This is a genomic window from Vallitalea okinawensis (assembly GCF_002964605.1).
Lineage (GTDB): Bacteria > Bacillota > Clostridia > Lachnospirales > PQDH01 > Vallitalea_A > Vallitalea_A okinawensis.
The window spans coordinates 192,363-206,438 of sequence record NZ_PQDH01000009.1; the positions used below are offsets into that span (position 1 = coordinate 192,363).

The 14,076-nt window shown below is 33.8% G+C and carries 10 protein-coding genes; all 10 read right to left on the reverse strand.

Annotated features, from left to right (window positions below):
* Positions 1–4: 4 nt before the first annotated feature.
* The 10 genes from C1Y58_RS20940 to C1Y58_RS20985 are packed head-to-tail and all read right to left on the reverse strand — an operon-like array spanning position 5 to position 14,068.
* Positions 5–2,245 (reverse strand): hypothetical protein, encoded by a 2,241-nt coding sequence (locus tag C1Y58_RS20940; protein WP_105618469.1) that lies wholly within the window; start codon positions 2,243–2,245, stop codon positions 5–7.
* A gap of 8 nt (positions 2,246–2,253) precedes the next feature.
* A complete protein-coding gene (locus tag C1Y58_RS20945; RefSeq protein ID WP_105618471.1) occupies positions 2,254–2,481 on the reverse strand; it encodes a hypothetical protein in 228 nt (75 codons plus the stop codon).
* Between the two features lie 28 nt (positions 2,482–2,509).
* Complete coding sequence (locus tag C1Y58_RS20950; RefSeq protein ID WP_105618473.1) at positions 2,510–3,247, reverse strand: hypothetical protein; 738 nt, start codon at positions 3,245–3,247, stop codon at positions 2,510–2,512.
* The gene (locus tag C1Y58_RS20955) at positions 3,248–3,583 is read right to left on the reverse strand and encodes a hypothetical protein (RefSeq protein WP_105618474.1); all 336 of its coding nucleotides are present in this window, start codon (positions 3,581–3,583) and stop codon (positions 3,248–3,250) included. It abuts the gene before it with no gap.
* 49 nt (positions 3,584–3,632) lie between these two features.
* Positions 3,633–6,533, reverse strand: coding sequence for a hypothetical protein (locus C1Y58_RS20960; RefSeq protein WP_105618476.1), 2,901 nt, complete (start codon positions 6,531–6,533; stop codon positions 3,633–3,635).
* A 14-nt stretch (positions 6,534–6,547) separates the two neighbouring features.
* Positions 6,548–10,873, reverse strand: a complete 4,326-nt coding sequence (locus C1Y58_RS20965; protein ID WP_105618478.1) for a hypothetical protein — start codon at positions 10,871–10,873, stop codon at positions 6,548–6,550.
* A 26-nt stretch (positions 10,874–10,899) separates the two neighbouring features.
* The gene (locus tag C1Y58_RS20970; RefSeq protein ID WP_105618480.1) at positions 10,900–11,079 is read right to left on the reverse strand and encodes a hypothetical protein; all 180 of its coding nucleotides are present in this window, start codon (positions 11,077–11,079) and stop codon (positions 10,900–10,902) included.
* Between the two features lie 20 nt (positions 11,080–11,099).
* Positions 11,100–11,723, reverse strand: coding sequence for a C39 family peptidase (locus tag C1Y58_RS20975; RefSeq protein ID WP_105618481.1), 624 nt, complete (start codon positions 11,721–11,723; stop codon positions 11,100–11,102).
* Positions 11,724–11,739: 16 nt separating this feature from the next.
* Complete coding sequence (locus C1Y58_RS20980) at positions 11,740–12,618, reverse strand: radical SAM protein (RefSeq protein WP_157950226.1); 879 nt, start codon at positions 12,616–12,618, stop codon at positions 11,740–11,742.
* Positions 12,619–12,673: 55 nt separating this feature from the next.
* Positions 12,674–14,068, reverse strand: coding sequence for a hypothetical protein (locus C1Y58_RS20985; protein ID WP_105618486.1), 1,395 nt, complete (start codon positions 14,066–14,068; stop codon positions 12,674–12,676).
* Between the last annotated feature and the right edge of the window lie 8 nt (positions 14,069–14,076).

Sequence of the window (14,076 nt, forward strand, 5' to 3'; positions counted from 1 at the left end):
CCTCCTAAACGAATTTAAATTTCATTGATTTTGAAATCTCATCGTATTCTATAGTACCTTTGTTGAGTGTTACTTTACCTTTAACTTCAATATCGCCACTTCTATTTAATTTGAATTTCCAATTTGAATCATCGTGTGACCATATACCAAAATTACCATCACCTATACTTGCACTTGGCGCTCCTGCATACCAAGACCAACCATTTGGCGATGTACTTTCTGTTGACTTCCAAGTCACACTTGCACCTACAGCACCGTTATTCTCTAAGGTCAACATTCCCCCACCAGCAACATTATCCCAACTTGATGTACTTATATTTAATTCTCCAGTAAAATCAACACTACCATCATAACTAAATTCATGAAGATTGCCATTTACATTAATATATAAATTCTTTTCACCGATAGTCCCTATGTAACCTGCATCTGAGAAATATATTTCATTTTGATCGAAACCTAATGTATCTCCAACCTTAAGCCACGCATTATCTATATTATTACCACCAATAGTACCACCAGTACTGCCAATAGTGATTTGACCATTAGTAGTCCCACCAGTCAGAGGTAAGTAATTGGCTGGATTAAAGTTACCTTCATGGTATAGCTTATTACCTTCCAGCCTTATTTCTAAAGGGTTTGTTTCATTATTATTTTTATGTATATTCCACACGCCATCTCTGACATATGTTTTAATACCAGTGCCTGCTGAATTAAGATCGTCATAATCTCCTAGATAGAAATACTTATTAGGATATAGATTGCTATCGAAGTATGTTATACCAGTTACCACACCACCGGATTTAGGCAAATAATCTGCTGGATTAAAATTACCTTCATGATATACTTCATTTGGTATTTGTTCTATCTTCAGTTTTCCATCTGTACCCAATTCAGCAAGTCCATTAGGATGACCTTTGCTCTCTATAATTGCTATCTGATAATCGGTTACAAATCGATGATCGGTATCTGTAATGATATCTATAGCCTCTTTAGAGGGAACACCTTGGACAATTAGTTTATAGTTAACTCCATCATCAGCAGGAGTTAATCCTGTTACCTTGTTGAGAACTAAATATGTATTTCCTTCATACATGACTTTGTTCTGTGGAAAATATGTAGTCGTTTCACTATAATCCTCATACACACTTACTCTTAGTTTAAGGTCATCCATTTCATCAATCTTGCCGTTGGCTTCTGATATATCTCCTCGAAGAACTGTATGTCCAACATTTGCTTCTGCAATAACAGCGTTAAGTTCACTTTGTTTGGTAGCGGCTGTAGTAATTACCGTATTAAGCTCGGTCTCTTTTGTTGCAGTGTAAACATCCAATTCTGTCTTTTTAGTGATACTATAATTATCAAGTTCTTGAACTATCTGCGTCTTTTTATTGTCGATAGAGGTAGTAATCTCCTCTTGCTTAACCGTCGTATGAGCATTTAGTTCATTAGCTTTATTTGAAGTATACTGATTAAGTTCAGACTTCTTCGTACCCGCTGCAGGATTAGCACTATCACCAACGTAATCATTCAGCTCATCTTTTTTTAGGTTTGTATGATTATCAAGTTCTGATTTTAATATGTTACTTTCGTTAATCTTCCCCTGTAATGCCTGGCAAGAATTATTAGCTTCAATTGTTTGATCCAAAAGTTCTATCTTTTTATTGTCTACATTTATTAATGTAGTCTCTAACTGGCTCTTCTTAGTGTCAGCATTATTTAATGCAACGTCTATGTCAATAATTGCTTGATTACTATCGATAAATTTAGTAACTAAATCAGTCTCTAACCTTTGCCCTTCGGCTACTGTATCACCTAGATTTGATAAATCAGCGTTAGCTTGCTCTACATCTTGGACAATATCCTGAAGACTAGTTATAGAACCGTCAACCTCATTCACATCAGTATAGATACGAGAGGCTGGGTACATCATCATTCCGCGGCTATGATAGTTTACCTTTAACTCTTTTCCTTCCATTGTTGGATGAAGAAAGATTAACCCTAAACCATAATGAACTCTAAAGTCAATCTCTGCAATCTGGATTTCAGTATCTGTAGGGTCAATCTCTCTTAAACCAGTTCCTCCACCTTTTATACTCACCCCGAAAAACTCATCTGGGATCTCTAATAGTGTTATCTTGTTATTTATTACAGTATGTGCTTCATCAATAACAGGAATAGATTGTCTATTTCCATCCTCATCAACATTCCAGATTATTCGAAGCGCTTTATTCACTTTTTCAATCACACTATCACCTAACCTTTAGTTTTTGTTGTTTTACTAACAATATGATCAATTGCATTTAGTCCATTTACACCTGCAACACAGTATGCTAGTGTTTTAAGCACTTCTGCAAAGGTTTCATCCACGAATCCCTTTATGTAGTACGTTAACCAAAGTGTAATAAAGCAACCAAATAACCCAAATATCAGCATAGACTTATTGGATTCATCAATGCTAAAGCCATCTTTCCAGAAACTCATATTATCACCTCCATTTTTATATTTTGTTTTATATAATAAAACAAAATATTTTTTTAATCTCACAACTATATATGGTATCAGCATTACCCGTATAAACATTTCTAGACTTTAATCTTAAATTAAATGTTAAATTAGTTCCTGTCATTACAACATCTTCAATATCAATCATCAGCATTGTTAATTGTGAATTATAATAAAATCTTGCTTCAGCAGTGTCATTAATTGAATTTCCAAGCATCCAGAAGATATAAGGGTTAAATGAAAAGGGTTCATTTGATTTGGGAATATTTATCTCTATATCAACTTCTACTTTAATTCCAATTAATTCATTGTACTGTATCGAATGAGGTATATTTACATTAGTAGTCGTCCACACATCAGAGCTTGTATTATTTACAGTTGGGATATTTATAGGTATATCATCATTAGTTACAAGTTGTGATTGTATTGAACTAGCTGATAACGAATATGTCCCAACCTTACCGAAAATATTGACACCTTTTTTAATATTAGCTTCTATCCAATCATCGTCAGTGTAACATAAGTATGAACCATCAGTATAGAAACCATCAACAGGTGGACTTATTCTAATTTGATTTCCACTTTTAATCAAAGTGTCTGCTGTATATATTCCACTATACATAGGCATCGTCCCAGTCACCTTATTACCATCAATATAAGCAGTTTTACCACCAAAAATATCTCCTGCAACTGCAGTCGCATCAGATGTGTCAGTTCCACCGCCACTATTAACTTTACCTATCATTTATCTCACCACCTTTTCAAGATAAACTATAACTGCAAAATTATCTGTTGGTTGTTTTTCTGTATAATACTCCCATGTACCATCACCTGTACTGTTAGTATATGACTGTCCATGTTTGGACATTTTCTTTGCTTCGTCAATATTATTTGGATAAACATCTACCCTTGTATTTGAATCTACACCACTAAAATTTGATATAGTTGCTTTAAAGTAACTACCACTTGCAGAGAACCATGTGCTATCTAAAGTAAACTGCTGACCATGCTTAAGACCACTATTTCCAGTATGTAATGCTAAGTTTCCACCAATGGTAGTACCACCTCTTAAATCAGCCATTTTATCACCCTTTCTTTAAATAAATCTATTAACAAAAGAATATTTTCATTTATAAGGTTGCGCCCTCAATAATTTTATTTTGTATTGTGACACTGCTTTGTTTATCCCTCATGAATGTATTACGAATTTCATCAATTTCTGTACTGCTTAATGCTCTAGTTGGTGCAACAATTAAGTCTTTGAAATAAGTATTACATACACTCGTATTATCCCAACCACCAAGTTTTAAGTCATATCCATATTGATTAACATAATGGTTTGCAGAAGGTATTCCACTTACATCAAATGTTTCAGACGCTTTTTCACCATTGTCTAGGTAAAATGACCAAGTAAGATTAATCCCTTCTTTAACAAGCGTTATAAATTGCCACTTATTAAAATAATCATTTGGATTTAAAACATAATCACTACCTCTATTTATTGAATTTACCCCAGTTCGTTTACCCCACCAAGCATATCCACCACCAACACTATTACTGTTACAGCCAATGCTTTCTATACTATAACCTGTCAAATTATCTGTGGATGTACCTATAGGTTTTTTCCAATAAGAAATAGTCCAGTCACCATTCCAATTCAACCCAATACTTTCATGTAGATTGAACTCTAGGTGCGATGTACCTCTAGTACCAAATGCATATGGAACATTAAAAGGTTTTTCCTCTATTTGGAGATTATCAATTGTTACAATGTCTCCTATTTCTTTTGCATTTGTAGCAGAATGAAATAACCATCCATTACTAGCATCTGCATCAACCTGTACAACAGCTTCAAAATATCCTGTTAATGGATTTGAATGCATATAAATTGTATTATATCCTGCATATGTTGATATCTTAGAATTTGAACTCGCTTTATAATCTGTTGGAACACCATTGATACGCATATACCCACTCACTGCTATTGTTTTTCCTTGTTCTGGATAAAGTGATGTTGCTCTCATAACTAAATATCCATTTGTATTGATTGTCTCTCTGGTTATCCTATTTCCTGTTTGGAAAAATGTAGAATAACCTGTGTATGGTGTAATATCCCCTACATCTCCATAGTTAGTTGTAGCAGTACCCACCCATGCACCACCATTTTCATAAACCACATTATCTTCCGATACTGCACTATTTCTTTTATTTTTATCATATATATCATTTGATAATGGATAATAATATGCGCCTATAGGTATTGATGGATTTTCATTTACTTCATTCACCTTAATGTCTCCATTTTTTGTAAATTGTAAGTTTGAAGCTGTTAACTTTTTAATCTGTTCATCAGTCAGATATTTGTCATATATGCTAAAATTTCTTAATTGCATATTTGCTTGTAGCCCTGTACTAGAACTCAAGTTACCATTCCAACTTCCCAGATAAAAATTTACAGGGTTATTTTGAGGTAGTTTTGTAGTTGTATATGATTTAATATCACCATTTAAACACTGTTTATATTCACCATTACCCCATGTAACTATATAACTATTCCATCCTTTTGGTATGTCAGCATCTAGCCAACCTGATGGATGAAATGAATCATTTATATTAGAAAATCTAGTAGACAGTCCTAATGTATTATGATAACAAATATTTATTTTATCGCTTTCATGATCAACAGATCTTGAAGTAGAATGCGTTATCATCATCCATTTGTCTGTAGAAGAATATTTTTCACCATCCCAATAGAAATTAATTGCTATAGCACCGTTTTGAATGTTTATTAAATCGGGGTCTAATTCACATAAAGGATAGCCTCTACTTCCCTCTACAGATAAAGTAGCAAAAGCTTTAGCCTCCATCTGCGGACAACAAAACCAAGTCCGTTGAAGATCCCCCTGTGGATTACCAAAATAAAAGTGAAATGACAATGAATCAGACTGACTATCCCCAGGATTTAAGAAACTATTCCAAATTATCTTATGCCATTTACCATCGTTAGGCACTTTTATATATTCGCTACTATATCTACCTGTTTCACTATTGTCTGCTGTGTAGAACTTAATTCTAAAGTTAGAATCGAGGGTTTTAATCCACATAGATACCGTATAAGTAGTATTGGGTACTTGTGGTGCGTAATTTCCATAGCAATATAAGTACCCACTTTGGTCATTAGCATCTATGAAACTAATGACATTAGAGCTTATCCCTACAGGCGGGGCAATGTCATTATATTTAATATCTGTTAGATATCCAGTACTCCATCCAGTTTTTAAGTCTGTATTCGTTACTATATTCGTTGTAGCATCTTCAACAGCTATTCCATCATTAGTAACAGTACAATTTGAATCATCTGTATCTGTAATTATTACTCTTAAGTTTCTAATATACACTACCGAATTTGCACTACCATAATAATTGAATAAGCAACCAAAGTGGAACTTATTACATAACCCATTCGTACTAGTCCAACCACTTGAATAAGAATCTGCTCCATATCTTTCCTTAGTATAATTAACCCATTCTCCTAACGGTAAGTTTACACCACTTGCCATAGAGTAATCATAATTTGTAGTATACTTCACACCTTCTTTTGTAAAGCCATATCCACCTGCATATAATCTAGTGTAGTTCCCACCAGACGCCTCATCATTTTCCTGCATAATATCAAATGAAAACCTATAGTGTTTATTAGTATCAACTATAATTGGAGTGCTTAACCATAAATAGTTAACACCTTGAATTCTTAACGCTTGTTTACCTTCATCCCAACTCATATTAGCTATTGTTCCACTTGTAGCAAACCAACTATTAGGTTCTCGCCAATTAAGAGCCATTGATTCAAATAAGTTCGTATCTCCTGTTGGATGTTGGATGAGTTGGCGTCCACCTATAATATCAAATGATCCACCTTTCCCATCAAAAGGGAAATGGGCGATTAACCCATCCCTTATCACAGGAAGTCTTTCATTTATTTCCCCTCGAAGGAGTAAATCTCCATCTTTTAATCTTGCTATTATAGACATAAAATCACTCCTCCTTATCCTACGTATACAAAGTCAAGTGAATCTTCTGTTGAATTATGCTGTATCTCAAAATTACCAGTACTAAAACCATCACCAGAGTAAGTCTTACCTTCTACACTTAGGTATGCCTTATTTGCCTGTTGTGAGTTGTCTTGCGTTTTTTCTATATGCAGGCCATATGGTGCTTCAACTGAATCATGAGAGTTCCACCTTAACTGACCATTCTGGTTATCAGTAAGCTTGAATTTAATTCTGGTAGCTGTATTATCATCTTTAGCAACACCGTATAATGTCAACTCAGGCTGACCAGTTCCATTACCTACTCTCACATCCTGTGGAAATATAGTTTCACCAGTATCCCAGTTTGAATAGAAAATAGTCTTATCATATGTTTCTCCATTTCTAGCCTGCAATAAAAAGTCAGATTGATAATTTGTTAGAAAGAAATTCTTATTTAAATGCTCCGAATTAGTATTTTTAAAATACATTGATGGTGATAATTTTTTGATATTTAAATTTCCTACCAAATCTACGTCTCCATCACTATTAAATACATGCTCATGCCCATTAATGTCTAGAGTATAATCATAAGCTCCAATAGTACCCACATATGCATTAGTATTAAAAAATATCTCATTATTATCAATCCCTAGAGAATCACCAATTTTTAACCACGCATTATTAATATTACTTCTGCCTATAGTAGTTCCAACATTATCAATCTTAACTTGACCACTTATTGTATCACCAGTTAAGGATAAGTAATCAGCAGGATTAAAATTACCTGTATGATAAACTTTATCTCCTAAGCCTGTTAGGTCGGCTGTCGCACCGAACATTAATTCACCGTTTGTACCAAGACCAAAATACTTATCAGTTGTACCATTACCGATAAATCGTATAGCTATATTAGCATCACTGTTAGTTCTACGTAAAACCAAAGTTGTGGCATTATCTCTCTCAGCTTGCAGCAATCCTGTTACCGTCCCTCCAAATAAAGGTAAATAACTATGAGTATGACTAGTGTCACTCTTTTCACTTAAAAATGTATCAATCTCACTTTCAGTGTAGAATCTATCGTCATGATTATGAGTTGTTAATGAATAATTTTGCAAATCACTTACTTTTGCTATTTGTGTTCCATCTTTCGGATCACGATAACTTCCACCAATGTAATGATAATCAATTGTACTAAATTTTCTAAAATCACTTCCTACAAAATCATAAGCACTTGCTATTGTAGTAGTCGGGGAATGGGTTACTTCATATTGAGTTCCTGCCTTATGTATAAAATCTCCAATATAAGGTGTTACAGTAATATCTTTGTCATATGCTAAAATTCTATATAATGCATGACCACCTCTCAACCAAAAAATAATTAAATCAGTATCAGGTTCAGGTATTCTCACATCTGCAAGCATCTTGGAATATTGTTGAGCCATAGTGAAGTCCATGAAATAATTCATACCACCCCACCCATAAGCATAGGCATCCATATATATCTGCAATCCACCCTTATGAGTTGCTGTATTCCATGTATCTGGTGCTTCCCAAGCGTATCCTCTTAGTAGTTCAAAATACTTTTTACTAGGTAAACCATTCGATGTATAATCACTTATATTATCAATCACAACTGGATAATATGTATCGGCATCTCCGTCAACATAAAAATCTATTGTTCTATAATTCATATCATTGATTAAGTGAGTGTGACCTTCTGTGGATACATCAACTCCACCCTTTTTTAAGCCAACAGGGAAATTAACAATACCATCTTGACTACTTCGGAATAATGTATTACTAGATGAAGCTATTGAAATATCGTTATTATTCCCAGAACCAGTTCCATGATATGTCAATCTATAGCTATTTACATCACCCTCAAGTCCCATAAATAAACTAATATCCGACTCTGTAGGATTTGCAACTAACCTTAATATATCTCCAGATGAATCTTTTGTTAGAATTCCTCCGCTTAAAGGTAGATATGAATGTGTATGACTTGTCATATCTCCGTGGAGAGTGACAACGTCTGAGGCAAGGGTATCTACCGTTGCGATTTTACTCTTTTCTAAATCTGTAACAAACCTATTGCTAGCATCCGTTACAATTTCAGTAGCATTATGGGTTGCAGGATGGACATAATAATTAGCATTATCTTCAATACCACCAAGTTTAGTTCGCTCACTATTAGTCATGACTTTCTTCGTAGTTGTTTCAGTTATAATATCCATACCATGCGTTGCAGGGTGGATATAATTATTTGCATTATTTTCAATACCATCCAATTTTGTCTTATCCGTAGCGCTCATTTTACCGTCTAATACTTGTGTTGCTAGGGGCATTTCTCCTCCAGAATGGAACTTCCACTCTGTTCCATCAAAACGATAAACTGTATCTTCGTCGTTTACACTGACACACCAACCTTCTACAGCGCTTGGATAAGTTGTTGCTAAATCGGCAAATGTAGTCACAGCCTCTTTCCAATCCAAATTACTAACTACTTGTGATATTTTATTATTTACCTCATTTTGAGTATATGTATCATCCCAACGGATTTTTTGATTTACTGTTACAAACTCATGGTCTATATCTGTCAGAATATCTTTAGCAGAATTTGAAGCTACACCTTTTACAATCAATTTATAGTTAATACCGTCATCAATAGGAGTAATACCTATACCCTCTTTTAATACTAAATATGTATCACCAGAGTAAAGTACTTTATTATTAGGGTAATAAGTTACATCAGCTCGATAATCTTCGTATACACTCATTCTTTGTTTTAAATCGTCAATCTCTCCAATTTTACCGTCAGCTTGACCTACATCTCCTTGCAACGTTACATGTCGAGCATCTGCATCTGCAATGACTGTATCTAAGTCTGATTTTTTTGTAGTTGCTATAGAGACACTACTCTCTAGATTAGTTTTAGATGTCTCAGCCTCAGCTATTTTTATATCCAATTCAGCCTCTTTTGTTGCTGTATAATTATTAAGTTCTTTTTTCTTTGTTCCTACTGCAGGGTTTATATCTGTCCCAACATATGTATCAATCTCTGTTTTCTTACTATCCGTATGAGAAGTTATACTATTCTTCTGAATCGTAGCAAAATCTTCAACATCTTTCTTAGCAGTACCAATCGCAGGATTAGAATCATCCCCCACAAAAGTATTAATTTCCAACTTCTTTGTATTTGTGAATGCATCAAGGTCAGCTTTCTTAGTTCCCACAGCAGGATTTATATTAGCGCCTACATAACTGTCTAAGTCTGCTTTCTTGAAACTAGTATGGCTGTCAAGTTCAACTTCTTTGTCGCTCTCGTAAGTATCTAAGCTATTCTCTAGCGCATCTCGGTGGGAATCTAATTCTACTTTCTTCCCATTTGTAAAAATATTTAAGATACCCTCTTGAACACCCCTATGGGATTCTAGTTCTGTTTCTTTGACTGTAGAGAAGTCATCTAATTGAATCTCTTTACTAGTTGTATGGGAGTCAATTTGGTCAATCTTTGTTGTAACATGACTGTCGATTTCCCCAACCTTAGTTGTTGTATGGGCGTTAAGTTCCTTTTTCTTCGTTCCAACCGCAGGACTAACGTCATCACCAACATATGCATCCAATTCACCCTTTTTAATAGTTGTATGGCTATCAAGCTCTGTTTTTAATGCATTCCCTTCTGCAATTTTTCCATCTAGAGCATTATATGAATTGTCTACCTCTGTTATTTTCGTAATTAATTCTTGTCTCTTCGTTTCTGCTTTAGTTGTTGCAGCTTCAACTTCATTTTTTTTTACTTCTGCATTGTCACGTACTGTATCTAAATCATTAACAGTTTGATCTACATCTGCAATCTTTGTTATAAGCGAACCTTCGACTCGCTGTCCTTCTGTAACTGTTGCATTAAGGTTATCCAAGTCTATCTGCGCTTTATTCACGTCATCAATAATGTCTTGAAGATTCGTAATAGAACCATCCATTTCATTTATATCCGTATAGATACGAGATGCAGGATACATAATCGAGCCTCTACTACTATAACTTATCTTTAGTTCTTTACCTTCCATACTTGTATGCAAAAAGATAAGACCTAAACCATAGTGAACTCTAAATTTATCACTTGTTATTTCTATCTCTGTATCTGTTGGATTAATCTCATTTAAAACAGTTAAACCATCTTTTATTGTTACACCATTAAATTCGTCTGGAATCTCTAATAGAGTAATTTTACTATTAATTACCTTATGGGATTCATCAACAATTGGAATAGATATCCTATTTCCATCATCATCAACATTCCAAACTATACGAAGCGGTTTATCCATGCTTTCAATACTCATAACAAATGCTCACTCCTTAAGGTATTTTACTCCCCTATAACATCACTTTGCGCTTCTACTGGCTCTGCAGTTCTAATAGAATACATAATTTTATTTAGTGCTTCAACTTCTTTAAAACCTCGGTAATCAACTTTATCTAAGAAAATTAATAAATTCTTCAAATCTCCTTCTTCAAGATTAACTGCTAATAATTTTTTAGTATCCATATTTATCTCTCCTTATATTTTTATTTATTACTTTTTGTTATATAGTTTATTGATGATATTTTTGGAATGCAATTATAATCAAGATATCTCACCTTTGATGACCAATTATCATATACTTTCATTAAAATCTTCTTAGCTCCATATTGATCCTTATAAATTAAGTAACCAATAATCAAAACAGTATGGTTTTTATAATAATCCTTATTATTTCCACTTAAATTAATAATAACTGGAACTCCATTATCTAAAAGTTTTATAATATTTTGATTGTCATAACCTAAACTTTTTATGTAATTATGTTTTGATTTAAACTCTTCTAATCCAAAGTATTGTAAATTTCTATTTAAAATGCAGTTGATAAATAAAGGTATGGTACCATAAACATCTCCAGAATATAACCATTTAGGATTGATGTTAGCGACTACTGTTTTATAAATAATCTCAAAATCTTCTGTCCTCTCTATTAAATATTCAATTAGGGTAGCTATACTTATTATTGTGCAATCATTCTTCTCCCCATAATCTTCCTGATTATGTCCTTTTACCAGCTCAACATTACCAAATTGTACCAATTTAGCACTTTTAAATCCTATCGCTTTAAAATAAAAATGAGGCGTTTTAATTTTATTCATTGGTTTTCTCATTTCATCACCTCCATAGTTACCCTACATTTTGTATTTCTTGATTTTGAAGATATACAAATTCTCTAAGGTCATAGATAATCTCACCTAAAGGTGATTTACCTACGTATGAATTGTATATATCTTGACTTGTTATATCATCTTTAGTTCTACCATAACTCTCAGCGATTGTTTTTCCAGTTTCATCTTTTATATAGTGGCGTTGGTCTGACTTCGGCTTGAGATATTCTAAAAGATCAATCCTTAAATCAGGGTACTTGTCATTTAAAATATCTGTAGATATTTCTTTAAACTCTCTTTTGAATACTTCCATGTATTCATCTGTTAGTGGTAAAGTATTCTCAACTGTACCAATTCCAATTATTCTAACACCCTTGTTATATAAATGTTTTATTCCCTTTGACAAATATCCTATATTATACGGATGTGTCACTATATGAACACTCAGTCGATCTTTATATCCTGAAGCTAATAGAATATTTATATTTTCTATAACTGTATCATAAGAATTTAGCTGTGTATCCTTGAAGACTCTGAGCTGATTCATAGATTTATTGCCATCTAAACTTATACCAATATGTACCGTTGGATAAGCATATAAGAACTCATCAATATCAGGATTTAAAATTGTTCCATTTGTAGTTATCATATATCTATGAACTTCAACATTTTTAAGTTTTTCAATATATTCAACAGCTGATTTAATAATATCGAATGCTAATAAAGGCTCTCCACCTAAAAATTCAATCTCAAATATTCTATCTTTATTAAATTTGGCAATATTATCGATTACCTCTTTAACTTCATCCCAAGTATACAAACTAGACTTATCAGTTTCATAACAATATTTACAATCTAAGTTACATTTTTTAGTTACATGTACAACATATCTCTCCAATTTAATTTCCTTCCTTCCTCTATTCGCTAACGCATGGACAAGGAACAGAATTATCTTATCCAAACATATCTACCACATTGCACGTACATTGATTATATATTTCACACATGTCTTCTGCTTGTCTTGCAACGCATACACAAGTATGGGCATCGCATACATCTCCAGTCCTATTTTCACATGTACATGGAATGTTTATGGTACATGACGGGCTACCAGTCCTAGTTACGCAGTCACAATCGAATGTATTACAAGTACATGAACTTGAAGATGTTCTCCCTTCACAATCACACTCCATATTACACTCACATCGCGGTACATAAGTTCTTGTAACACAAGAACAAGAATCTACATCACATGTTGATTCACCTGTTCTATTCTCGCAATCACAAGGTTGGTTCACTCCACATGAGCTTTCAGATGTTCTCCCTTGACAATCACAACCGTCTGTATTACAACCACAAACAGAACTAGACGTTCTGCTTACACAACTACAGGCATCCATATCGCAATCAGATGTCGAAGTTCTATTCTCACAATCGCAAGGTGCGTTATGTGTGCATGAACTTTCTGATGTTCTACCTACACATGTACAAACTTCATTACACGTACAGGTTGGAGAGCCATATCTCGCTTCACAATCACAAGCATTAAAATACGTTTTATTACAATCACATGTGGAGGTATATGTTCTAGTTATACAATTACAAGTATTTTTATTGCACTCACATTGCGGTACATAAGTTCTTGTAACACAAGAACAACTGTCCACATCACACGCAAGTTCACCAGTTCTATTCTCACAATCGCAAGGTGCGTTATAATCACATACACCAGATGCCGTTCTAACCACACAATCACAACCTTGATTACAAGTACATTGAGATACATAAGTTCTTGTAACACAAGAGCAACTGTCTATGTCACAAGCAGAAGAAGATGTTCTATTCTCGCAGTCGCAGGGTTGGTTTACTCTACATGGGCTTTCTGATGTTCTCCCTTGACAATCACAATCGAATGTATTACAAGAGCAGGAACTCGAAGATGTTCTCCCTTCACAATTACACTCTAAATTACAAGTACAACCACTTGTAGTTTTATTTTCACATGTGCAGAGTGTATCAGAAGTACAATTGTATGGTATTCTAACTTGACAATCGCATGTGTGAGCATCACATACATCTATTATAGTCCTGCCTTCACACTCACAAGTATAATCAGATACAGCATTACATTCGCATGGTTGTAAAATATTAACTTTATCTCTTATTGCCCCCAAAGATTTTTCAGATGTGTTGCTATATACATGACCTACACAGGTAGAATTATCTCTTATTGTATTCATATTATCCAGTAGACTTTTTAAATCTTGAAGATGTCTATGATTGGGGGTTATATCATATCCACCTTTACTTACCATTAAATTTTTTAATTCTCTTAAACTTAAACTCACTATCTGTC

Excerpts from the sequence above, each read along its gene's own strand:
- C1Y58_RS20945 (WP_105618471.1), bottom strand. The coding sequence starts at position 2,481 with ATGAGTTTCTGGAAAGATGGCTTTAGCATTGATGAATCCAATAAGTCT.
- C1Y58_RS20950 (WP_105618473.1), bottom strand. The coding sequence starts at position 3,247 with ATGATAGGTAAAGTTAATAGTGGCGGTGGAACTGACACATCTGATGCG.
- C1Y58_RS20955 (WP_105618474.1), bottom strand. The coding sequence starts at position 3,583 with ATGGCTGATTTAAGAGGTGGTACTACCATTGGTGGAAACTTAGCATTA.
- C1Y58_RS20960 (WP_105618476.1), bottom strand. The coding sequence starts at position 6,533 with ATGTCTATAATAGCAAGATTAAAAGATGGAGATTTACTCCTTCGAGGG.
- C1Y58_RS20965 (WP_105618478.1), bottom strand. The coding sequence starts at position 10,873 with ATGAGTATTGAAAGCATGGATAAACCGCTTCGTATAGTTTGGAATGTT.
- C1Y58_RS20970 (WP_105618480.1), bottom strand. The coding sequence starts at position 11,079 with ATGGATACTAAAAAATTATTAGCAGTTAATCTTGAAGAAGGAGATTTG.
- C1Y58_RS20975 (WP_105618481.1), bottom strand. The coding sequence starts at position 11,723 with ATGAGAAAACCAATGAATAAAATTAAAACGCCTCATTTTTATTTTAAA.